19 protein-coding genes and 1 tRNA gene are annotated in these 23,703 nt (G+C 33.0%); 5 read left to right on the top strand and 15 right to left on the bottom strand.

The genetic code is table 11. The features are described 5' to 3' along the window. Window positions 1-9: 9 nt before the first annotated feature. From WFZ86_RS01440 to WFZ86_RS01420, 5 genes are all read right to left on the bottom strand, one after another. Complete coding sequence (locus WFZ86_RS01440) at window positions 10-882, bottom strand: hypothetical protein (protein WP_342690286.1); 873 nt, start codon at window positions 880-882, stop codon at window positions 10-12. 308 nt (window positions 883-1,190) lie between these two features. Further along, window positions 1,191-2,402, bottom strand: coding sequence for a hypothetical protein (locus WFZ86_RS01435; RefSeq protein ID WP_342690285.1), 1,212 nt, complete (start codon window positions 2,400-2,402; stop codon window positions 1,191-1,193). Between the two features lie 4 nt (window positions 2,403-2,406). Next, a complete protein-coding gene (locus tag WFZ86_RS01430) occupies window positions 2,407-3,225 on the bottom strand; it encodes a hypothetical protein (protein WP_342690284.1) in 819 nt (272 codons plus the stop codon). A gap of 628 nt (window positions 3,226-3,853) precedes the next feature. Next, entirely contained in the window at window positions 3,854-4,051 is a 198-nt protein-coding gene (locus WFZ86_RS01425) for a hypothetical protein (protein WP_230155757.1), read from the bottom strand. A gap of 24 nt (window positions 4,052-4,075) precedes the next feature. After that, complete coding sequence (locus tag WFZ86_RS01420; protein WP_342690283.1) at window positions 4,076-4,726, bottom strand: hypothetical protein; 651 nt, start codon at window positions 4,724-4,726, stop codon at window positions 4,076-4,078. Window positions 4,727-5,192: 466 nt separating this feature from the next. On the opposite strand from WFZ86_RS01420, the gene WFZ86_RS01415 reads away from it, so the two are divergent. From WFZ86_RS01415 to WFZ86_RS01395, 5 genes are all read left to right on the top strand, one after another. Beyond that, entirely contained in the window at window positions 5,193-9,089 is a 3,897-nt protein-coding gene (locus WFZ86_RS01415; RefSeq protein WP_342690282.1) for a M23 family metallopeptidase, read from the top strand. A gap of 67 nt (window positions 9,090-9,156) precedes the next feature. Further along, window positions 9,157-9,939: a hypothetical protein gene (locus WFZ86_RS01410; protein ID WP_342690281.1), complete on the top strand. Its 783-nt coding sequence runs from the start codon at window positions 9,157-9,159 to the stop codon at window positions 9,937-9,939. 181 nt (window positions 9,940-10,120) lie between these two features. Beyond that, complete coding sequence (locus WFZ86_RS01405) at window positions 10,121-10,984, top strand: hypothetical protein (protein ID WP_342690280.1); 864 nt, start codon at window positions 10,121-10,123, stop codon at window positions 10,982-10,984. Window positions 10,985-11,049: 65 nt separating this feature from the next. Next, the gene (locus tag WFZ86_RS01400) at window positions 11,050-11,268 is read left to right on the top strand and encodes a hypothetical protein (protein ID WP_342690279.1); all 219 of its coding nucleotides are present in this window, start codon (window positions 11,050-11,052) and stop codon (window positions 11,266-11,268) included. 1 nt (window position 11,269) lies between these two features. Next, window positions 11,270-12,067, top strand: a complete 798-nt coding sequence (locus WFZ86_RS01395) for a hypothetical protein (protein WP_342690278.1) — start codon at window positions 11,270-11,272, stop codon at window positions 12,065-12,067. A gap of 259 nt (window positions 12,068-12,326) precedes the next feature. Here WFZ86_RS01395 and WFZ86_RS01390 read toward each other — a convergent pair. From WFZ86_RS01390 to mraY, 10 genes are all read right to left on the bottom strand, one after another. Continuing rightward, window positions 12,327-12,400 (bottom strand) — tRNA-Arg (locus WFZ86_RS01390). A gap of 75 nt (window positions 12,401-12,475) precedes the next feature. Beyond that, window positions 12,476-12,925, bottom strand: coding sequence for a GatB/YqeY domain-containing protein (locus WFZ86_RS01385; RefSeq protein ID WP_342690277.1), 450 nt, complete (start codon window positions 12,923-12,925; stop codon window positions 12,476-12,478). Window positions 12,926-13,133: 208 nt separating this feature from the next. After that, a complete protein-coding gene (gene ftsZ, locus WFZ86_RS01380) occupies window positions 13,134-15,074 on the bottom strand; it encodes a cell division protein FtsZ (protein ID WP_342690276.1) in 1,941 nt (646 codons plus the stop codon). A gap of 77 nt (window positions 15,075-15,151) precedes the next feature. Continuing rightward, on the bottom strand, window positions 15,152-16,549 hold the full coding sequence (gene ftsA / locus WFZ86_RS01375) for a cell division protein FtsA (RefSeq protein WP_342690275.1): 1,398 nt from the start codon (window positions 16,547-16,549) through the stop codon (window positions 15,152-15,154). Window positions 16,550-16,555: 6 nt separating this feature from the next. Continuing rightward, a complete protein-coding gene (locus WFZ86_RS01370; protein ID WP_342690274.1) occupies window positions 16,556-17,278 on the bottom strand; it encodes a cell division protein FtsQ/DivIB in 723 nt (240 codons plus the stop codon). Then, window positions 17,265-18,614 (bottom strand): UDP-N-acetylmuramate--L-alanine ligase, encoded by a 1,350-nt coding sequence (gene murC, locus WFZ86_RS01365; protein WP_342690273.1) that lies wholly within the window; start codon window positions 18,612-18,614, stop codon window positions 17,265-17,267. The genes WFZ86_RS01370 and murC overlap by 14 nt, the downstream gene beginning before the upstream one ends. Before the next feature lie 33 nt (window positions 18,615-18,647). Further along, window positions 18,648-19,739 (bottom strand): undecaprenyldiphospho-muramoylpentapeptide beta-N-acetylglucosaminyltransferase, encoded by a 1,092-nt coding sequence (gene murG, locus WFZ86_RS01360; RefSeq protein ID WP_342690272.1) that lies wholly within the window; start codon window positions 19,737-19,739, stop codon window positions 18,648-18,650. Between the two features lie 44 nt (window positions 19,740-19,783). After that, entirely contained in the window at window positions 19,784-21,076 is a 1,293-nt protein-coding gene (locus WFZ86_RS01355) for an FtsW/RodA/SpoVE family cell cycle protein (RefSeq protein WP_342690271.1), read from the bottom strand. A 31-nt stretch (window positions 21,077-21,107) separates the two neighbouring features. Continuing rightward, the gene (gene murD, locus WFZ86_RS01350; RefSeq protein ID WP_342690270.1) at window positions 21,108-22,439 is read right to left on the bottom strand and encodes a UDP-N-acetylmuramoyl-L-alanine--D-glutamate ligase; all 1,332 of its coding nucleotides are present in this window, start codon (window positions 22,437-22,439) and stop codon (window positions 21,108-21,110) included. Window position 22,440: 1 nt separating this feature from the next. Further along, on the bottom strand, window positions 22,441-23,670 hold the full coding sequence (mraY, locus tag WFZ86_RS01345; RefSeq protein WP_342690269.1) for a phospho-N-acetylmuramoyl-pentapeptide-transferase: 1,230 nt from the start codon (window positions 23,668-23,670) through the stop codon (window positions 22,441-22,443). Between the last annotated feature and the right edge of the window lie 33 nt (window positions 23,671-23,703).

Here is a 23,703-nt window from a genome sequence, read left to right as displayed (position 1 = left end):
TTTCTTTTGCTATTTATATCTGATTTTTAAAATGGTTTGTGATGTTCCGAAATATGTATTTCTAAGTTCAATTATCTTGTATTCGCCCTCATCAGGCATTGTTTGAAATACATTTGCACTCCTTAAGTTATCACCTTCTACTTGATCTAGCGTTCCCGCAAAAATTCTAGCGGTTACAATTCTATTTGCACGCCCATCTCTAGGGGAGAATTCTATAAGAATTTGGGACCAATAGAATGATGAATTAGCAGCGTAGAGATTGTTCCAAAAAGCGGCGTTTGGTATTTGATATTCTAAAACGAGTTCTCCTGTAGTTCTTTCTTTTACTGGCAACCATTCAGTAACTGGAATCGGTCCTAAAAGCACTTCGCCCAAATAGTTATAATCCGCATCTAGTAGTTGATATACCGAAGTGATCGTGCCATTTCCTCCGTCCAGATTGACATTGTGATAAAACAAGTCGCTGACATTGCTAAAATAGTCTTCTGGCGGAATTGTTTGTAGTTCTGCTTCATTGTAAAAAATAAAAGGGAGTGTTGGAAGTCTAAACTCATAGCTGCTTAACAACATCGGATCACCACCATAATACGTTCCAGCATTCAAAAAATCGCCTTCTACAAAACCTATAACCGTGTCGTCAGGTTCTAAGAAATTATTGACGGACTCATTACCCGGGTTCTTAAAAACAAGCAACTGACCCGATTCATAAATTGTCTTGGGAGGCAGTTGATCCAATAATTCATCCAATCCTTCAACCTCAGTCACAGGCACTTTGTCGTTTTTGTGTCTGAACGAATCCCAAGTGTCCCAAAATTGAGTTTGACTGGGTTTTAGACCGGTTTTAAACCAGTCTTTTATCGTATTTAATGTTTGTAATGCCATATTTGTTTGTTTTTTAAATTATAAATTCTAATCCATTCAACACTTTATTGTTTTAGACAATAGTGAAATTAGATTATGATTGTTGTGTGTCGTTAGAAGAATGAAAAAGCATAACTAAGTAGTTGCGTATAAAGTCCCTAACAACAATAAAAAAAGACTCTCCCTTATTACCCAATGTCATTAAGTTAAGGAATTGTTCTTTTTGTTTTCTCGCAGATTTCGCAGATTTATTCAGAAAAATGAGTGAAAATCTACTGAATCTGCGTACTATTTTTTCTTTTTCCCCTTAACTTAATGACATTGCCTTATTACCAAGTGGTCAAAGGAGATCTAACCCAAGTATTGGTAGCTATACAAACATAAATATGAGAGGCTGTATACCTTATTTCGCCTAACGTTCCGACATCTGTTGCTGATGTAGGAGCAGTATTCAAGGTCGACAAATTGTATTTTGTAGTTTTAATGGGAGTGTTCATCAGCCATGAGGTTCCATCGTGTTGCGCTCTAATGGTACCTACCCCATCTGCCAAAACAACATTATTGGTCAAACCAGCAGCAAGTCCAGTAACTTTTCCAATTATGGTATTACCACTACCAGTAGTCACACCTGTTGTATTACCGTTATTTTGTGCAACAATCAAATTATTGCTTCCAGTGGTAATGCCTCCTCCAGCCAATATAAATCCTGTACCAGCAATAACCACATTATTACTCCCTGTGGTAATACCACTTCCTGCTTGCATTCCAATACCAATATTCCAAGTACCAATAGTTTGAGAGCCTAAAGCTAAATTACCTATGGCAATACCGTTACCAGTAGTATTGTTCTGCATAGCACTAGTACCTATTGCTATTGATCTATGTCCAAAAACATTAGACCCATTAGTTCCAATATTACTCTTTAATGCTGAACCTCCTATTGCAATATTCTGAGTGCCATACACATTAGAATACAAAGCACTTCCTCCTATTGCTAGATTATAACTTCCTGATACACATGAATACTGCGAGTACCCTCCAATCCCAATATTAGCAATACCTGTGGTGTTATTTTGTAAAGCCGATATTCCCATGGCTAAATTATACGAGCCTGTTGTATTCGAATACAGAGCATAGGAACCGAACGCAGCATTCTGCACCCCTGTTGTAGTAAACGGCAAAGTTCCATCACCAAACCCTATGTTATAATCACCAGTTGTAGTTTTTGACAAAATCTCTGATGCTCCTACTCCCATATTGGATTTGGCTCCATCTTGATACCCATTAAGTATAAATGGTTTATTGAGTATCTCACTCGGACCAGAAACTGCATTCCAATCTGGATTGACCTGAGTGAAGCGACCAAAGGCACTTCTAGGCACAAATTTCATAATTTTATCGGCACCAAGAACCAACACGCTATCAGCAGCGGTTCCTTTAACAACCGAGGTTAATTTTAAGGGTTTCGCAATAAGTTGAGGAGCCTGCGCATTCGCCATCATCCCAATGGCTAAAATGCATACTATAAGTAGTTTTTTCATTTTTTTATAAAATATTTTCAGGAAATAACACCGCTGTAAATAAGGGCAAATTGTATATTTCTCTAGTAGTATTGTCCGTAATTTGAACATACAAAACAAGGCAGTAATCAGATTTTCTAAAGTCGGTATAAAAAGAAAAAGTGGTCTGTGTTCCATTATAATTCATAAACACATCCTTGTCAATATCAATATTCAAGAACATATCGTTTTCTTGTTTTATCAAGTCTATCGTGAAGTCATTCAAATCTGGAAAATTCTCAAATAAAGAGGGATCATAAGTTAGTGCTACTAGTTCCTTTTCTGTATTAGGATCCAACAAAATCACTCTTTGTGCATCTTCAACGGTACCCAAATGGCTTTCATATATTATTTTTTGCGCTACATCTCGATAAACGTATGAACTCACTAGCACCTCATTGTTCGCCATAATCAAACTTGGCTGGGTATTTTTGTAATAAAAAGCAAAAGCGGGAGGCAAAATCTCTGGTTGTATGTAACTAGTCAATAGCATGGGATCACCACCATAATAGGTCCTTGCATTCAAAAACTCTCCCCCTACATACCCAATTACGGTATCATTAGGTTCAAGTGTAGTAGTATCTAATCCGTTATCAGGGTGCTTAAACAGAAACAACTGTCCCGATTTATAAATTGCCTTCGGAGACAATTGACCCGATACTTCATCCATTCCCTCAACCATAGCGACAGCTACTTTTTCGTCTTTGTCCCTGAACGAATCCCAAGTGCCCCAAAACTGATTTTGAGTAGATTTCAAACTGATCTCAAACCAGTTCTTTACAGTACTTAATTTTTGTAATGCCATATTTTGTTTGCTTTAAGTTACAGACCCCATATCCACTCAATTCTTTGATTCTTGAAACAATGATGAATTTGAATAAATGTTATGATGACACTATTAGAACAAAACTGGTACCAAATAGTAACATAAAAACCTACAAAACTTCCTTACTGTTTAAAAAAATAATATTTTTTTAACACTATTTAACTTCCAAAAAATAAATTTAGAATGCTAAAAATAAAACAGAGAAACATAATGAATACAAAACAAACACTTGTGTATACAGTAGTTTCAACAGAAATTAGTTTACTAAAAATCAAACCATTATTGCAATAATTCAAAGCCCATAGATATAAACGCTGCTTTTACTATTTAAACACTGTTTAACAAATATTTAAACCTTAGTACTTCTCCTTTTGGCAAATTAAATTACAAAACGGCCATGACCCAAACCCAGAACCTACATTAGACTTGCCTATCTTTACGAATAACCTACATCGCATGACAAAATGCACTTAATGAATTAAAAATAAGACCGCAGAGATATCTTTCCCATACTTAACCCTCAAAATCCATCGATAAATAGTGCCACAAAAAAAGCCATACAAGACACTTGTGAATCGATAAGACATTGAAGGTTCTTTTTGTTGTTTTAAAATTGTTTTGAAAGTTTTTTGGCGTTGTATTTACTCGTAAAAAAATATCCGTAAATAAGTGCTCCAAGTCCTTCAACAAATTTTATTTGCAGGGTTGAAAACCCTAAACCGTTGAGAATGTCAAATGTGTGCTCCAAAGTAAAAGCCGCAATCATCCCAATTAAAATCCAGTATTTTTTGATGAAGTTTTTCATATTGATTATTTTCTTTTTAATATTTTATTTTGGTTTTCCTATTAATGATATTATATATTCTTCTGAATCGTCCAAACCGCCAATAGTATCTGTTAATTTAATAATAGTACCTGGAGTTAATTCAAGCCATGTAACCCATGCTTGAGGGTAGGTACCACTAGGCCATGCACTCAAAAAATCGAGATCGCCTGGTCTTTTATACATAATATAAACTCCATTATAGGCGCCACAGCTGTATGCCCTTTGCAATACTTCATCATTAAGTTCATAAGTAATTACGTCACCATTTTTTTGATTGCTAAAATTGAAGGCTATAATTCGCCCTACTTGATTATTGGATTGAGTGTAACTACTCAACAACATCGGATCACCACCATAATAAGTTCCTGAATTCAAAAACTCTCCTTCTACATGTCCTATTACAGTATCGTTGGGTTCAAGTATAGTCGAATCTAATACGTTATCGGGGTTTTTAAAAATAAGCAACTGACCCGTTTTATAAATTGTCTTGGGAGGCAGTTGATCCAATAATTGATCGATCCCATCTACTTCTTCCACAGGCACTTTTTCGTTTTTGTGTCTGAACGAATCCCAAGTATCCCAAAACTGAGTTTGAGTCGGTTTTAGACCGGTTGTAAACCAGTTCTTAATGGTAGTTAATGTTTGTAATGCCATATTTTGTTTGTTTTTAAATTATAGTAATAAGGTTTAGATTGTGATTTCATTCCATCTTTTGTCTTTTTCAAACAAAGGTGAATTTGCTTTAGATTCCATAATGATTGTTATAGAGCGGAACTTGATTTTCTATGAGCCTGTTCAAATAATGGCTTCATAAAAACGAAAGCTACTCTTGTCAGGTTTTTTTTAGGCTTTTCTCTGATACCTATCGATAATAAAAAATTCATAGGGGCTATTGTTTTTAAGGTGATTACTATATAATGTAGTATGTGATTTTAGAAAAAATGCAGGAGAAACAACAAATTAAGAGTGCCCGCCAATTCCTTTTTTGAGGGTGTAAAAGTAGCACAGAAGCATACAAAAAGAACAAAAAAAGGCCCTGTGAATTCAGTAGTTTCAGCAAAAACAAAACCTACTGAAACTACTGAATACAAGCAGTTTGAAATACAAAAAAAGACAAACTTTGACATTACTTTTACACCCAGAAAAACACCTAGCGATGAGTAAAAATGTAATTCATAATTTCAATCTTTCAATACAAAATAGTGCTGATATAAAAAGCGCTGAACATTTAACCAATGTCTTCATAAAAGAGTTGGCCAAAGTCTCTAAAGAAATGAGCCAACAAAAAGATATAGTACAAATATGGCAGGAACAACAACTGCACAATACTATTACAAACGATCTTAATTCCTCAACCGAAGGAGGCGCCATCGATAACACTGCTGCAACCATCGAAAAAACAGCACTATCCACTGGCACTACTCCTTCGGCTAATGGGGATCCTATCAAAAATAATACTACTAGCTCAACAGTAGCTGTTGGCCAAGTAAAAAATGCAACTTCAAGTCTTCCAGACGGAGGAGGCGTTACTGATACCAATGATAAAACGGCAATGCGTTCTCTCACATCAGCCAACACTACTCCTCCGACTTCGGAAGTCGAAAACGACACGACAAACAAAGGAATCACTAGTATCGCTCCGCAACCTTATGCTAATGTAGGCACTCAAGAAAGTGTTCGTTTGCCGCAACACTTAAAAGAAAACAATCTAGCACCTACTATCGATGAGGTAAAAAAGGGGGTGCAAACCCAATTAAATAACGCCATAAAAAATAACAATACAGAAGCCATAAAGTATTGGTCCGATGTATTAGATAAATTAGAAAAAGGCGCTTCTATTGCTGATTACAAAAATGATCCACGCTTTAATTTAATGTACAACGAATTGAAACCCCTTGGAAGTGAAACAGCAACCTTTCATTGGGACAATATTCGATTAAAAATGATTGCTGCCATAGAATCCAAAATTTTGAATGACCAAATTAGTGTTGGGTCTAAGAATTACTGGAACACTATTTTAAAAGAATTAAAAAATGAACAAGTCAATATTGCCAACCTTTTTGAGCAATACGACGAATTATTTTTATTACTAAGAGAAGTAGAAGGCTTAACCGAATTGCCCAACAGCATAACATTTTTTACCAAAACTAAAGTATATCCAAATTTGAGTCCAGATAAAATGTATGCCAATTTAGGTGCTCAAAATGTTTATGCTTTCTTAAAGGAATTAAGTGCGAAAGATAATATAGGAGCTGGTGTCAACAAAGGTGGGGTATTTATTAAAAACACATCGGCTAAAACCTTTATACTAGGCGAAAGTTTAGAATTTGGCCTAAACGAAAAATTAGTAAATCAAAAAAAGTTTGCCAAAGAAAACATCAACTGGGTGGTTTACTTAAACAACAAAATAGAAAAAACTTTTGTAAACGAAGGCCCTAATTTTAGTTATAATTTTGAAAAACTAGGGAACTATATCATTGAAGCTTATGGAGAAAAAGCAGACGCTATTAAAGATAAAAAACATTCTGCTTATGTTGATATCAACATCATAAAACAAGAAATTGAAATTATTGCCCCTACTAATTTTAGTGCTGGCTATGCCCGACCATTTACAGAGGCAAAACAATTTGCAGTAAAATTAAAAGCAAATAAAGCTGCTAAACCAAAAAATCCTTTACAATTATTTTATCAAATTGAATATAAAGCAAAAGATGAATTTGTTTCTATTTCGGAAGTTAAACCATTGTCTGAAAATGGTTTATTTAATGTATCGTTACCAAAATTAGGCACTTATACTGTTATTGTTACAAGTAACGGTCAGTATCCAATTGATGGGAAAGTTAAATTTAAAACAAAAGAAAATTATGTTGAAAAAATAAGTATCACTAAAAACTTTAAGAAAGATAATATTTATTTAAAATTAGAAAAATTACAACAAGTAGAATATAAGGCCACTGAATTTTTATTTAATCCAGCCACTACAGAAGAAATGAATAACGTAAAATGGGTGTTGTATAATGAAAAAGAACTTCAAGATTTTAACAAAGATAACCCCACACCAAAACAACCTTTTGCAAAAGGAACAAAAGCCACATTTAATTTGCCTTTAACAGAAGGCAAATATTGGGTTGAAGCCTACAGCAATACCCGCGAAGGCAAAAAATCAACTTCATCACAACAAATACAAGTGGTACATCCAACAGTCACTGAAGCCAATTGGACAGATACCAGCGGCACGCCTAAAACCACATCTGGTTTTATAGGCGAAATCAACTATGTTAAAGCTACTGTTCCTAATTTTTGCAACGAAGAGGTTAGAATATATTTTCATGTAAAAGCACACAAAGACAGTGCTTACTACAAAAACAGATATTTTATAACTACTAAAACCGATAGTGAAGGAAAAATAAATACAGCAGTTAGTTTTTCAAAAGAAATGAAAGCTAAGTTAGGAATTTCAAATTGGAATGTTAACCTGAAATTTGCACTTGTAGGCGTAGTCGATAATCAATTATATGCTTTTAAAGGAATTAGCTATCCCGTATCAAATGCAGAGTTAAAAGTAACCACCAAAAAAGAAATTTTAGACTTGTATTTTGAATATGAGGGCAAGCGATTGGTGCCAACAGATAGAGTACCTTACAATAGCAAAACACCTACTAAAATAAAAATGGTAGCTCATACCAGAAATATGATAGGCGAAAAACTTAAATTCACTGCTCATGCCTTAGAAGATGATTCTATACTTGAAAATTTGAGCGAATCCACAATTAAAGCAAATGGTATTGCTGAATTAAGCTTTCAAAAAAAGGCACCAGCCCACTTGAAAAAAAACGACACCGAAACCTATTATGCAGGTGTTGAAGGATTTTCTACAAAACATTTTAAGGATAAAACGCTGGTGTTTCAGGTTGGAGCGAAGTGGCAAATTAAATCCGAAATAATTTTTCCACTACTAGAGAAACCAACTAATGATATTAATTCAGCATGGGGTAAAGGAAATTATTGGGGCGATGACGATGGACACAACCAAGCAACTTTTAACTCGTATCGTGAAAAAAAGAAAAGAAAACATGCTGGAAGGGATTTATATACTGAACCAAAAGCTAAGGTTGTGGCAATTGCTGATGGAATTGTTCTCGATACAAGTTATTTTTACTCTGGCACACATCAAGTAACTGTTTTGCATAAATTAAAAGATGGCAGAAAATTTATTGCAAGATATGGAGAATTAAGCCCAAAAAGTATTAAGGTTAAAAAACATGATAAAGTCAAACAAAAAGATATTTTAGGTGAGACCGGAAAGTTAGTAGGAGTCACAGTAATCAAAGGTGAAAACATTTACATGTTACATTTTGAAATTTTTTCTACAGAATTTGGAGAGAATTTAAATAGCCCATTGACAAATAAAATAAATGGCTCTCCTTTTAAACGAAGACAAGATTTAATAGATTCTTTTGAAATTTTGAAAGAAGGTTATATTAACACCTTTGAGAAATCAAAAAGCATTTTAGGAAGTGAAGTATTATCGAGAGATTATAATGAAGAAGATGCTAAAAAAGCTCTTAGGGTTATATATGAAAAATACAGTAAAGATATGGCGGTTATAATTGAAAAAATGTATCGATTGGAGACAACACATTTTACATCTTTACAATATAAAATTTGTGGCTCTGCGGGTATGGAAGCAACTATTGGTAAAGAAGCACCTTTCTATGGATGGGATCCTACCTTTTTTACAAAATTTCCTGAACATAAATTTTTAGGGATAAAAGAATTATTCGAAAATCCAGGCATGAGTGGGAAAGGAGGTAATTTGCAAATAAAAAATAAGCCTAAAAGATTTATTGTACTCAATTCAGTATTAGCAGGAATGGAATATAAAGTTTTTTATATTAAAAAGTATGACGGCAATTACAGTAGATGGGCAGGTTTAAAGAAAAGTGTTCAAGAAAATTATCGAAATAGTTTAGCTGGAGTTAGAGCGAGGATAGTTGATAGTTTTATAAAAGAATAAATCATAATTTAAAAAAAAAAAGATATTTTTGATAAAAAGTTTTAAACTTCAAAATTATCTATATAAAATGAAATATTTATCTGTCTTGTTTTTTCTTATTTTGACTTCATGTAAAAATGATCTTAATAATAAAATTTTGTTAAAGGATTCAAATGATTCGATTAACACAAAACTAGAAGACACAGTTGATTTTAAAAAAAATAGTTTAGAAAGTGAAGAGTGTTTAAAAGTTCTTTATGAAATTGTAAAAACATCAAGTTTGAATAATCCCTTTAAAAAAGAGTTAAAGATTGATATTGAAAGTATCGATGAGTCAAAATTAACTTTGCGATTGTTTATGAATGCAGTTGGAAGTGAAAATAGCGAAAACAATATTGGTTGGTTAGTTATTGATCCAATAAACAAAAAAATATTTGATATTACTAATGACATAGAAGAACCAGAAAGTTTAAACTTTAAAAAGGAAGTTTGGAATGAAATGATAAAATGTTATTTTGAAAATAATAAAATGTATTTCGTTAATGATATTAATGAACTAAAAAATTGGAATTGTATTGAAAAAGGAGGTGATATGAGTAATGGATTTGTTACTATTTGTAACTCGAACTTCTCTATTGGTAACTTACATCAATATTTAAAAAAAGAAAAATATGAAGATGGTTATTTATTATTAGATAATATTCCTAAAAGAGATACGATCTATAAAAAAAATAATGTAGATATTAACTACAAAATCATTAATTCAAAAAAAATAGTAATTGAGTTAAGTTTCTCAGGAGGGGTTACTGAGTTTAATTTGAGTGAAACAAATGGCAAAACACAAGTTTTAAAAACAATTTTTCCTGATTAAAAAAAATTAAAGCTACTTTCGAGTAGCTTTTTTTAAATAAAAAATAAATGCGAAAATTATAATTTTAACCATTTTAGGAGTTTTAATTATTTCCTGTGGAAAAAGTAATAAAAAGAATAATAAACTGATTACTCAAAAATAGAAGGTATACTGTTTCACAAGTTAGAAAAAACAATTAAAAATGAATTTAAAAAAAATAGCAATAGCAATTGTTCTTACATTATTATTCTCATGTTCATCTGAAGAAAAAATACCTACAGAATTATCTAATAAAAAATGGATAGATATCACGAAATATCAATCAAAATACTATAAGCGTTGTGGTAAATTCGAAAGAAACATAATTACAACAAAAAACACAATTCAAGTAGAATTAATGGAAGCTACAACATTTGAAATTTCAAGAATTGTAACTACGGATGGTGGATATCAAATATTCACTATAAATTCTGAGAATGAAAAAGAAAATGATTGGCATTATAATTTTAGATGGATTGATAAAAGTAAAAAAGTTGCAATTTGGGAATATATATCTGCGAAAGGAAAAACAGAAGAAGGATTTACGTATACAACTATAGAAAACAATTTTTTTATTAATTTGAAATTAAACGATCCTCCTTGTGAAGCATGTATGACGATTAAAGAATGTGATTCAATAAAAAAAATTGAAAATAAAAATGTATATATTGACTCAATATCGAAATTAAATATTGATGAAAAATGGATAAAAGATTATAATGTTTGGCTAGAATCATATAACGAAAGTTATAATTATAATTATTTAATTAAAATTTCAAAAGATTCTTCGTATATATCTGAACGATCTATAAAAGACATGCTTATTCCTTATCAAATTAAAGACACTTTATTTCTTTATCATAAAAAAAGTCTTTTAGAAGACTATGCCAAAAATAAACTTGAACCCGAAGTAAAAATTGTTAAAATAAAGAATCAATATTTTGTAAGCAGTCAAATATTTGATTTGAAAAACAGTATATCTAACAAACCAACAAAATATGGTTTTTTAGTTGATGAAGTAAATTAAAACAAAAAAGTGGCTTTTTTAAAGTGGCTTTTTTGTTACTTAAAAAAATCGTAAAGCAAAATTAATTGCTAAAAAAGAACCTGAAGCAATCTACTAAACGTTATAAAGAACCTGCCCAAACAGGTAATGCCTCAGGGCAAGCCTCTAAAATGAATCATTTACATTTTGAAGTACGAAATACAAGTGCTAGGACAGGAGGAAGATTAAACCCTTTAACAACAATTAATGAACTTAATAAGGATGTAGTAACTAATCCAGATAGAAATAAACAAACAGGAAATTAATATGAAAAAACAAACTTTATTTTATATGGTATTAACATTATTATTAGTGTTTTTATCTTGTAAAAAAGCTGATAATATTACTAAAACAAATGACTTAAATAATAAAATCAAGCCAATCGATAGTGTTTATGAAGAAAAACAACAAAAAGATATTTTTATAAATAATGAGTTCAATGCAATGACAGAACTAGTTGATGTAAAAGCATTAGATTTTAAGGAAACATCTATAGATAGTATTTGGTATGGTCTTTATAACATACAGAATACCAATGAATATATTTTTTCAGTTAATAAATTTCTTGATAATCAAGATATTGAAAGATATAAGACAATAGATACAATTAATCTTAAATCTAGAAATATAGTAGTAAAAGTTGAAATTTTCAATGAGTTTAAAACTTTAAACTTATTTTTAAATAAAAAGCTAATAAAAAAATGGAAATTCAAAATAACTAAATCAATTTCAGAGAATTTCATAGGCAAATTCACAGTTTCAGTTGAAGGCGACTATACAAACCACGGCAGGGAAATGTATAATTATGAAATTAATATTGCAGAAAATGAAATTTCTTTACACGAAACTGGTTCTGAGTTATGCAGTGGTCGTTACAGAGGTAAAGAAAATAACAATACATTAGAACTTTTTTATGTTCAAGATAGTGATGAAAGATGTGAACATAGTAAAGCGAGTTATACTATCAAAAAAGAAGGAGGTCAATTTTATATTCAAGGGGTTGGTGGAGAAGGAACTTATTATAAATGGACACCATTAAAAAAAGTCACAAAATTTGAAAACTAATTTAAAAGGTGCCGAAAGGTGCCTTTTTTTGATATTAAGGAACAATATTTTACCCGAAATATACAATTTTAAATTTATTGGGAAAAATTATTACAATCCTTTATTATAAAATGGGAAGGAATACAACAATAGGAGCGATGTGAGTTTTTTGGGGTAATCAACCACCATACGTGGTTCTTTTTTGAGTTACCCACAAACTATAAAAGGCGTGAAGATTACCAATAGGTGTAATCTTCACGCCTTTTATTTTTCGAGTTTGTGACCACGGCAGGGTTCGAACCTGCAACCCTCAGAGTCGAAATCTGATATTCTATCCAGTTGAACTACGCAGTCAATAGTTATAAAATTAAATTTTAAAATTCCAAACTCCAAAAAAAAATGGAATTTGGAATTAAAAAAAAATTAAAATTAAGACAATAATTTTTTCACAATTGTTGAAATTGTTTTGCCGTCTGCTTTTCCAGCTAATTCAGCAGATGCCAATCCCATTACTTTACCCATAGCTGCCATTCCTGATGCATCGCTATCAGCAATGATTTTAGCTACCACAGCTTCTACTTCAGCTTCACTTAATTGTGCAGGCAAAAATTGTTCGATAACAGCCGCTTGTAACAACTCTGGTTCTGCCAAATCAGCTCTTCCTTGTTGCGTGTAAATAGCCGCACTATCTTTTCTTTGTTTTACCAAACGCTGTAATAATTTGATTTCTTCTTCTGCAGCAATTTCTTCTTTTGCTCCACTTTCTGTCTGTGCTAAAAGAATAGCTGATTTAACTGCTCTTAAGGCTTCTAGAGCCAAAGTATCTTTTGCTCTCATGGCGTTTTTAATCTCGTCCATGATACGTACTGATAAACTCATTATATAGTCTGTTTAATTTGTTTTTTTCTTTTTGAAGGCTATTACTACTTGCTGATTTTTCTTCTAAAATTCATAAGTAATAAAAGCAATGCAAATTTAGAACATTTAACTGGTATTAACAACTCCCGAAAAGTTTCCAAATTTGAATAAAAAATCAAAAAAAAAGCCTGAAATAGGTTTCAGGCTATTCTCTCTTTTATATCAAACCTTAGTCTACATTATCATGTAAATAAGAATTATTAGAACGAAATTGTAAATCATTATTGCTATCTGTACTTACAGAAATTCTTGAATTTTGATTTACCGCTTGTGCATTGGTCAAATCTAATCCAAGACGTTTATAAGCAGGCTCGCGCTCTAATTCGTCAATTCTAGTTACATTATTATGAAACTTATAGTTGAACTCTTTTAGTTTTTTTCTTCTCTCTTCCGCTCTAAAACGAAGCGTTTCTTCGATGGTCATATCCATTGGAGAAACTGACTCAGGCATCACTTCATTAGTTTCAACTGGAGTCACTTGTTTCATGGTGATATTCAACTCAGCTGGAACCTCTTCTTGCTTAACTTGTGGCTTAGATTGTACAAAATCATTGTCTACTTCCATGTACTCTTCCAATGAATACTTGATAATTCCATTATCTGTTAACTCCGTCACAGGCACAAATTGAATTGGCTGAACCACTTTAATATCATGCGCTTCATTTGTCAATTCAAATACTACTTTTTCGTCTGCAACTGGCGCTACAAAGTTTGGCTTTGGAGCTACTGGCAAATCAAAAGAAAAGGCAGCTTGTTTTTGTTCTTCCAGAATACTTAATTGCGGAATTTGAACTTCTTCTTTTGAAGGAAGCGATATATTAAAATCAAAATCTTCAATTGGAGAAACAATTTCGAATGTTACATCTAAATTTTTAATAAACTCAGACATTACAATCAATTCATCGTTGTTCATTACAGGCTTTTTCACTTCCAAAACAACAGGAACCTCTTCTTCAATCTCGTCTTCTAATTCAAACACTACTCGTTCTGCTGTAACGTCTGAATTGGATTCGTTAAAATTAAAAGTAGTTACTGGTGTATTGATCAAATTGTGTACACTTCTTTGTTCTTCTTCTAAAGTGTGTATAATTTTCTTTGGTTCCGTATTTACAATTTCATTTTGCTGCTCCACATCGAAACCAGTTGCAATAATCGTAACAGAAATCGCATCACCTAATGATTCATCTTCACCAACTCCCATAATGATGTTAGCATTATGACCCGCTTCATTTTGTATGTGATCGTTAATTTCTCCGATTTCATCAATAGTAATTTCGTTAGTTCCAGAAACGATAAGCAACAATACATTTTTGGCTCCAGTAATTTTATTATCGTTCAAAAGAGGGGAATCCAAAGCGGCAATAATAGCCTCTTTAGCTCTATTTTCTCCAACAGCCGTTGCAGAACCCATGATAGCAGTTCCGCTGTTATACAACACTGTTTTAGCATCTCTTAAATCGATGTTTTGCGTATAGTGATGTGTAATTACTTCTGCAATTCCTCTTGAAGCCGTTGCCAATACTTCATCAGCTTTAGAAAAACCAGCTTTAAAACCTAAATTACCATAGACTTCTCTTAATTTATTATTATTGATAACAATCAAAGAGTCCACTTGTTTACGTAATTTTTCGATACCGATAATCGCTTGTTCTTGACGAATTTTACCTTCAAACAAGAAAGGCAAAGTAACGATACCAACTGTTAAAATATCTCTTTCTTTGGCCAATTGAGCAATCACTGGAGCAGCACCTGTTCCTGTTCCACCACCCATTCCGGCAGTAATGAAAACCATTTTGGTATTACTGTCCAACATTTTTTCAATCTCACTGATACTTTCTATCGCAGATTGATGTCCTACATCTGGATTAGCACCAGCGCCAAGTCCTTCGGTTAAGTTTACTCCCAATTGAATTTTGTTGGGCACTGAACTATTTTGTAAAGCCTGTGAATCTGTGTTACAAACTATAAAGTCAACACCATTAATTCCTTGTTTAAACATGTGGTTTATAGCATTACTACCTCCACCACCTACTCCAATAACTTTTATCACATTTGATTGGTTCTTTGGTAAATCAAATGAAATGCTTCCAAATTCTGAGTTGCTTGTCATCTTATTGGGTTTTTGAAATTCTTATTTATATTATATGCTCTTTAGGTGGGTACAAAAAGAGCTTTTTATTTTATTATTTATTCTGCGTTATCTAAAAATTCTTTAATCTTGTCTACATATTTATCTAGAAAAGATCGTCTTATTTTAGTTTCTGTAGATTCTTCACTTGCCACGTGTCTTTCTTCTTTTACCTCCAAATCTATAACCAAAGGTTTTTCGATTTCAGGTAGTGGTACTGTTTCAACCACATGTTCTCTATAATAAGGTGTTCTTTCTAGAACAGGGCTTTTATCAATTTTGATAGCGCTTTGCGTCTTTTTCTCAATACTATTCATTACTAATCCAACCGCAGTAGCATACAATGGGCTTGAAATTTCTTCATCAGAATTACCGGCCAAATGCTCATTAGGGTAACCAATTCTGGTATCAATTCCAGTAATGTATTCCACTAATTGCTTAATATGCTTCAATTGAGCTCCACCACCAGTTAATACAATTCCAGCGATTAATTTTTTACGTGGATCTTCATGACCATATAATTTGATTTCTGCAAATACTTGCTCAATAATTTCAACCACTCTTGCGTGGATGATTTTTGATAAATTTTTCAACGAGATTTCTTTTGGTTCTCTTCCTCGAATACCCGGGATAGAAACAATTTCATTGTCTTTATTTTCTCCTGGCCAAGCGGAACCAAATTTTACTTTTAACAATTCGGCTTGTTTTTCTACGATAGAACATCCTTCTTTGATATCATCTGTAATAACATTTCCCCCAAAAGGAATTACAGCTGTATGTCTTATAATACCATCCTTAAAAATAGCCAAATCAGTAGTACCACCACCAATATCAATCAAAGCAACTCCAGCCTCTTTTTCTTCTTGGCTCAAAACCGCATCAGACGAAGCCAAAGGTTCTAGAGTCAAACCAGACAACTCAATTCCTGAACTCTGAATACATCTTCCTACATTTCTTATCGATGAAGCTTGCCCTACTACTATATGAAAACTACTTTCCAATCTTCCGCCATACATTCCAACAGGCTCTTTTATATCCGATTGTCCGTCAATTTTAAATTCCTGTGGCAGTACATGTATAATCTCTTCTCCAGGCAACATCGCTAATTTATGAACTTGACTAATTAATAAATCAATATCACAATCACCTATTACTTCTTCAGGGTTATTTCGGCTAATGTAGTCGCTATGTTGGATGCTTCGGATGTGTTGACCCGCAATACCAACCACTACGTCCTTGATTTTATATCCTGAATTATTTTCTGCTTCAAAAATAGCTTGTTGAATAGATTGAATGGTTTGAGTAATGTTATTTACAACACCTCTAGCCACACCTAAACTTTTGGATTTTCCAACGCCCAAAATTTCTAACTTTCCATATTCATTTCTTTTGCCAATCATGGCAACTATCTTGGTTGTTCCAATATCTAGACCTACCGCAATATTCTCTTTTTCCATTTTCTATTATTTAGTACACACTACTTGTTCCGCAAATCGAAGATCAATCTTTTTGTATTTTGTGATTGAACTGTCTAAAACTACTTTTTGAAAAAACGCTTTATAATTCTTGAATTTCTGTTCTACATTTATCAACTGACCAAAATCAATTTTAAAATTGTAGTTTCTATTCAACAGTAAAACGCTACCATTTGGCATAACTTGCATTCCAATGATGTTTTTTTTCAAAAAAACATCGTCATAAATTACACGAAATAGCTCAGCAAACTTTTCCTTATTTTTATCGTTTATTTCCCCCGAAACAAGAAGAACTCTTGCTGAATAATTGCTTGACAAAGGCATTTTATCTCCCTTATAATCAACATAAAAAGACACACCGTCATTACTAATTCTAGCAATTGGTGTCTTTTGTTTTACTACAGCTTTTAGAACACCATCAACACTTACAGACACTTCTGACTTATCAATCATAGGGTGTGAATCAATGGTTTTCTCGAGTTTGTTCAAATCTAAGGCATCTCTACCAATAGTTTTGGGGTCGATTCTATTTTCTATTAACAATTTATTAACCGCTTTTTGTTTTACAAAAAGTTGATTTTCTCCAACAAAAATAACTTCAGCTTTTGTAATTGTCCGTTCTAGATTTCGTTTTCCGGTAAAAGAATACAAAAAAATCACAATGCTTAACATTAACAATAAGCGAATGGATGCCCAATTAAATCGTTTCATCTAGTGCTTTTTTTATTGAGGGAACCATTTCTCCTAAATCTCCAGCCCCAATAGTTACAATAATCGTAGCATCCGAAGATTGAATTGAAGCTATTAATTCTTCTTTTTGAACTAATTTTTTATTAGCATTCGTCATTTTATCCATCAACCATTGAGAGGTCACACCTTCCATTGGTAATTCACGAGCGGGATAAATATCCAACAATAAAACTTCGTCAAATTTAGACAAAGAAGCAGCAAAATCATCAGCAAAATCTTTAGTTCTACTGAACAAATGCGGCTGAAAAACCGCTAAAACTTTTTGATTCGGATACAACTCTCTAACTGCTTGATGCACTGCATTAATCTCTGTTGGATGATGCGCATAGTCATCAATATATACTAAATCCGAACGTTTTATTTGATAAGAAAAACGTCTTCTGATTCCTCTAAATGTTGACAAAGCACTAGCAATAGCTTCAGTTGAGGTGCCATAAGTTTTAGCCATTGCCAATGCCATCAATGCATTCATCAAATTATGCCTACCTGGTAAACCAAAACGTAAATTAGTAATTGTTTCTGTGGGAGTTTGTACATCAAATACATAACTTGCCTCTTCAACTCTCACATTATATGCTTTGAATTGCGCGTCTTGATCGATTGCACAAACCAAACCTTCTAATGGAAGCCCTTGAGCCACAAACAACTTAGTTTTATCTTCTACTTTTTCAGCAAATTCTACAAAAGATGCTTCTATCGCCTCACTTGTTCCATAAATATCTAAATGGTCCGCATCCATAGAGGTAACACAAGCAATATTAGGATGCAAATGCAAAAAAGAGCGATCGAATTCATCTGCCTCGACCACAGTAACTGTTTTACCCATGCCGATTAAATTAGAATTGTAATTTTCAACAATTCCTCCAATAAATGCGGTAACATCAGCTCCACTTTCGTACAAAATATGCCCTAAAATACTGGAGGTAGTTGTTTTTCCGTGTGTTCCAGCCACAGCAAAACTAAAAGTATCTTTGGTAATAATCCCTAGTACTTCTGCACGTTTTTTTACTTCATAATTTTGGGACAAGAAATAATTCCATTCCAAATGCGATTTTGGAACTGCTGGGGTAATAATCACCAAAGTATTCTCTGGTTTAAAACCAGCAGGAATTAAAGCTATATTATCTTCAAAATGAATATCAATTCCGCTTTCGATAAGTTCGTCTGTTAACATCGATGGCGTTTTATCATAACCGCAAACTTGTTTTCCAATATTTTTGAAATAACGAGCCAAAGCACTCATTCCGATGCCTCCAATGCCAACAAAATAGACGTTATGTATTTGATTTAAGTTCATTTTTCAATTTTAAAAATTAACAAAATAGTATTTCTATTTTTTCAATAACTTTTCAATTTCATCAACGATTTGAACCGTTGCTTGAGGCAAGGCCAACTTTTTTATATTATCCCCCAAGAGTTGTTGTTTTCCCTCATCCTTCAACAAAGCTTCTACCACTAAACTAAATTCTTCTTCTAAAGCTGATTCTTTAATCATTATTGCCCCCTTTTTATCCACAATAGCCTGCGCATTTTTGGTTTGATGATCTTCAGCCACATTAGGCGAAGGAATAAAAATGACTGGTTTACCCACAATACACAACTCAGAAACTGAAGAAGCACCTGCTCTAGAAACAACAACATCGGCAGCAGCATATACTAAATCCATACGCTCGATAAAGGCTACTACTTGTACTTGAGTTGAATTATATTTGGAATAATCATCTAAATATAATTTCCCGCATTGCCAAATAATTTGAACTTGCTGTGCCAAAAGATGATCCAATTCTTTTTCTATCAACTGATTGATCCGTCTTGCTCCCAAACTTCCGCCTAAAACCAATATTGTTTTCTTATTTGGATTTAGCTTAAAATAACTAATTGCTTCTTCTCGTTTGGCGGTAACATCAATCAAATCTTGTCGAACAGGATTGCCTGTTAAAATCATTTTATGTTTTGGAAAAAACCGTTCCAAGTTTTCATAAGCCACACATATTGTTGCAGCTTTTTTACTCAACAACTTATTAGTTATCCCAGGATATGAATTTTGTTCCTGAATTAATGTCGGTATATTCAAACTATTGGCCACATTCAAGAGTGGACCACTTGCAAATCCACCTGTACCAATAACTACGTTAGGCTTGAAGTTTTTAAGAATTTTTCTAGATTCCCACAAACTACTTAACAATTTAAATGGGAATAATGCATTTTGAAGCGTCAATTTTCTTTGCAAACCTGCTATCCAAAGACCTTTTATAGCATAACCCGCTTGAGGTACTTTTTGCATTTCCATTTTGTCTTTGGCACCCACGAAAAGAAACTCTGCTTCTGGAAATCGCTTCTTTAGCTCATTTGCAATAGCAATTGCTGGATAGATATGACCACCAGTACCACCACCACTCAATATGAATTTTAATTTTGACATCTTAAAAAATTTAGAACAAATGAACAATTTACTACTATCTGATACTATCGGTTAAGTACAGCATTCATTGGGTTAGCATGATCTTCTATAGAATATTCTTCTTCTTCCATTTCTTGAGTATCCGATTCGAGTTGTGCATCAATCAATTTTTGTAATGCTTCTTCTCGAATTTGTTTTTCTTTCAATTCTTGAGCAATTTCCTCTTCTTTTTTGGTCACACTCAAAATAACACCAAGAGAAAAACAGGTCATCCATATGGAGCTTCCTCCACTACTTATCAAAGGCAAGGTTTGTCCTGTAACTGGTAATAATTCTACCGCAACAGCCATATTAATCATGGCTTGAAAAATCATAGGAAAACCAAGGGCAATCACGATTAATTTACCAAACAAAGTGTTGGCTTTATGAGATGCAATTACAAAACGAAACATTAGTAACAAATACAATCCTAGTACAGACAAACCACCAATCAATCCCCACTCTTCTACTATAATGGCAAAGATAAAATCAGAGGAGGATTGAGGTAGAAAATTTTTCTGTACACTTTTGCCAGGTCCTAATCCATAAAGTCCACCTGAGGCAATGGCAGTTTTAGCCTTTTCGATTTGATAATTATCTTCGTCTGCCTTATCCGAGGTAAATCGTTCGATACGGTTTTCCCAAGTACCTACTCTACTAAAGAATCTAGAATCTGGAAACGCTTTTGCAATTAACACAAAGAACATAAGCATTACTATTCCAGAGCCAACTATGAAACCAATGTATTTTAATGGATATCGACCAATAAAAACCAACATCAAGACCATTGAAAAAATCAAAGCGGTAGTGGAAAAGTTAGAAGGCAAAATAAAGATTAACGTTATGAAAACAGGCAACCATAATTCGATTAACGACGATTTAAAATCTACAGGTGTTTCTCTTTTTTTGGATAAATAACGAGCTACAAATACAAACAACACAATAGCCGCCATAGTAGAAGGCTGAAAGGTAATCTTGATAAAAGGAATTTGAATCCATCGACTAGCATTCGCTCCTGCAATAACAGTGCCTTTGATTAAAGCATAAGCCAACATCACCCAAACAACCGGTAGAGCAGCTTTTGAGATCGCTCTGAAATACAAATAAGGAACCTTGTGAACCCAGTAAATAATTAAAAACCCAATACCAATATGAGCGAGATGTTTCAGCAAATATCCTAGCGTATTTCCTTTACCCAAACCAATATAAGCCAAATTACTACTGGCACTAAAAACAGGCATAAACGAAAACAAAGCCAATAAAGCCACGAATGACCAAATTACTCTATCTCCTTTTAACTTGTTTACTAGTTCCTTCATTACTTAAATATTTTAAACCAACTTATATTATTTACAAATTATAAACCGCTTGTTTGAATTGACGACCACGATCTTCATAGTTCTCAAATAAATCAAAACTTGCACAAGCTGGTGACAATAGTACAGCATCACCTTTTTCAGTATAACGTTGTGCCATTCTTACGGCATCATTCATTGTATTTACTTCAATTAAATCATCTACTACATTTCCAAAGGCTGCAATAATCTTGGAATTATCAATTCCTAAACAAATAATCGCTTTTACTTTTTCGCGTACCAAAGACATTAATTCATTATAATCATTTCCTTTATCAACACCTCCAACAATCCATACTGTTGGAACATTCATACTATCCAAGGCAAAATAAGTAGCATTTACATTGGTCGCTTTTGAATCATTGATGTATTGAACATTTTGAATTTTTAGAACTTTTTCTAACCTATGTTCTACACCTTGAAAATTCGATAAACTTTCACGGATAGTAGCATTTCTTATTTGCATTAATTTTGCTACAGATGTTGCTGCCATTGCGTTCTTCATATTATGTTTTCCTTCTAATGCAATGTACTCGGTCTCCATTGAAAATTCTTCTTGATTCATTTTAACTTCCATATTGTTGTCTTTAAAAAATGCTCCTAAATCCAGTGTTTGAGAAATAGAAAAAGGTATTAATTGTGCTTTTGTTGTATTGTATTTTAACCATTCTTGAGTAGCTTCATCGTCTGCATCATAAATCAAGAAATCTGATTCGGTTTGATTCATGGTAATTCGAAACTTTGAAGCAATATAATTTTCATATTTGTATTCGTATCGGTCCAAATGATCTGGGCTAATATTGGTTAGAATGGCGATATGTGGCTTATAATTAATTATTCCGTCTAACTGAAAACTACTTAATTCTAATACGTATACATCATAATCATACTCTGCAACTTGCCAAGCAAAACTCTTTCCAATATTCCCACCTAAAGCCACATTCAAACCAGCACTTTTTAGTAGATGATAAGTAAGCATAGTGGTGGTCGTTTTTCCATTACTTCCTGTAATACCAATAGTAATTGCTTTGGTAAAAGGAGCAGTAAATTCAATTTCTGAAATAACCGATATTCCTTTCTCAACTAATTTCTTTACTATTGGAGCTTTGTCAGGAATACCCGGGCTTTTCATAACCACAGTAGCATTTAGAATCAACTCTTCAGTATGTTGTTCCTCTTCCCAAGGAATTTCATATTTAGTAAGAACATCTTTATAGCTTTGTTTTATTTTTCCAAAATCAGAAACAAAAACTTCATAGCCTTGCTTTTTTCCTAAAATGGCGGTTCCAACACCACTTTCGCCACCACCTAAAACAACTAGTCTCATGTTATCTTAATTTTAGGGTTACAATAGATAAAATAGCCAACATGATAGCTACAATCCAAAAACGAGTAACAATTTTACTCTCGTGATAGCCTTTCTTTTGATAATGATGATGCAAAGGCGACATCAAGAAAATTCTTCGTCCTTCGCCAAATCGTTTTTTGGTATACTTAAAATAAGCTACTTGTAATACGACTGAAAAATTCTCCACTAAAAAGATTCCACATAACAAAGGAATCAACATTTCTTTTCTAACCGCAATAGCCAAGACAGCAATAATCCCACCGATGGTTAAACTTCCGGTATCACCCATAAACACAGATGCAGGATAGGAATTGTACCAAAGAAAACCAATTAGCGCCCCTACAAAAGAGAAAATAAAAACCGTCATTTCTCCAGAATGCGGGATATACATAATGTTGAGATAATTCGAAAAAACAATATTTCCTGAAACGAATGTAAAAATACCGAGAGCAAAAACGGACACTGCCGATGTTCCCGCAGCTAAACCATCTATCCCGTCTGTTAAATTGGCACCATTTGAAACCGCTGTAATGATAAAAATAACAACTGGGATAAAGATTAACCAAGCCCATTTTTCGTAACCATCACCAGTCCAAGCTAACAATTCGGCATAATCAAACTCATTATTCTTGAAAAATGGAATAGTAGTAGCCGTAGATTTTTCCTCTATTGGTGCAGGAAGAATAACTGTTTGTGTCGCTGATTTAAAAACATCTATTTTTCCTGTATCAGTTCTTACTGTTACTGCTGGACTAAAATAAAGTACTGAACCCACAATTAAGCCCAAACCTACTTGACCGAATACTTTAAAAATCCCTTTTAAACCTTGTTTATCTTTTTTGAAAATCTTGATATAATCATCTACAAAACCAATGGTTCCCATCCACAAAGTTGTAACGATTAACAAAACGATATAAATGTTTTGAAGCCTTGCAAACAAAAATACAGGTACCAAAGTGGCAAAAATAATGATAAGACCACCCATAGTAGGCGTACCCGCTTTTTCATTTTGACCCGCTAGTCCAAGTTCACGAACCGTTTCGCCCACTTGTTGTCTTCTTAAAAAACCAATAATTCGTTTACCATAAATAGTAGACAGCAACAAGGACAACATGAATGCCAATGCTGATCTAAAAGTGATATACTGAAAAACTCCTGTTCCAGGAACATCCATTGTTTTGTTTAAATATTCAAATAAATAGTACAGCATATTTTTCTATTTTTAAAAATTTAAATTCAAATT

The organism is Flavobacterium polysaccharolyticum, from assembly GCF_038739875.1.
Classification (GTDB): domain Bacteria; phylum Bacteroidota; class Bacteroidia; order Flavobacteriales; family Flavobacteriaceae; genus Flavobacterium; species Flavobacterium polysaccharolyticum.
Note: the sequence above shows the minus strand (reverse complement) of the source record. Positions and strands in the feature narration are given on the sequence as shown.

What these genes read in the sequence shown, in the direction of transcription:
- WFZ86_RS01440 (WP_342690286.1), bottom strand. Translation starts at nt 882, where the DNA reads ATGGCATTACAAACATTAAATACGATAAAAGACTGGTTTAAAACCGGT.
- WFZ86_RS01435 (WP_342690285.1), bottom strand. Translation starts at nt 2,402, where the DNA reads ATGAAAAAACTACTTATAGTATGCATTTTAGCCATTGGGATGATGGCG.
- WFZ86_RS01430 (WP_342690284.1), bottom strand. Translation starts at nt 3,225, where the DNA reads ATGGCATTACAAAAATTAAGTACTGTAAAGAACTGGTTTGAGATCAGT.
- WFZ86_RS01355 (WP_342690271.1), bottom strand. Translation starts at nt 21,076, where the DNA reads ATGAAGGAACTAGTAAACAAGTTAAAAGGAGATAGAGTAATTTGGTCA.
- murG (WP_342690272.1), bottom strand. Translation starts at nt 19,739, where the DNA reads ATGTCAAAATTAAAATTCATATTGAGTGGTGGTGGTACTGGTGGTCAT.
- WFZ86_RS01425 (WP_230155757.1), bottom strand. Translation starts at nt 4,051, where the DNA reads ATGAAAAACTTCATCAAAAAATACTGGATTTTAATTGGGATGATTGCG.
- WFZ86_RS01410 (WP_342690281.1), top strand. Translation starts at nt 9,157, where the DNA reads ATGAAATATTTATCTGTCTTGTTTTTTCTTATTTTGACTTCATGTAAA.
- murC (WP_342690273.1), bottom strand. Translation starts at nt 18,614, where the DNA reads ATGAACTTAAATCAAATACATAACGTCTATTTTGTTGGCATTGGAGGC.
- WFZ86_RS01385 (WP_342690277.1), bottom strand. Translation starts at nt 12,925, where the DNA reads ATGAGTTTATCAGTACGTATCATGGACGAGATTAAAAACGCCATGAGA.
- WFZ86_RS01405 (WP_342690280.1), top strand. Translation starts at nt 10,121, where the DNA reads ATGAATTTAAAAAAAATAGCAATAGCAATTGTTCTTACATTATTATTC.
- murD (WP_342690270.1), bottom strand. Translation starts at nt 22,439, where the DNA reads ATGAGACTAGTTGTTTTAGGTGGTGGCGAAAGTGGTGTTGGAACCGCC.
- ftsZ (WP_342690276.1), bottom strand. Translation starts at nt 15,074, where the DNA reads ATGACAAGCAACTCAGAATTTGGAAGCATTTCATTTGATTTACCAAAG.
- WFZ86_RS01395 (WP_342690278.1), top strand. Translation starts at nt 11,270, where the DNA reads ATGAAAAAACAAACTTTATTTTATATGGTATTAACATTATTATTAGTG.
- ftsA (WP_342690275.1), bottom strand. Translation starts at nt 16,549, where the DNA reads ATGGAAAAAGAGAATATTGCGGTAGGTCTAGATATTGGAACAACCAAG.
- mraY (WP_342690269.1), bottom strand. Translation starts at nt 23,670, where the DNA reads ATGCTGTACTATTTATTTGAATATTTAAACAAAACAATGGATGTTCCT.
- WFZ86_RS01370 (WP_342690274.1), bottom strand. Translation starts at nt 17,278, where the DNA reads ATGAAACGATTTAATTGGGCATCCATTCGCTTATTGTTAATGTTAAGC.
- WFZ86_RS01420 (WP_342690283.1), bottom strand. Translation starts at nt 4,726, where the DNA reads ATGGCATTACAAACATTAACTACCATTAAGAACTGGTTTACAACCGGT.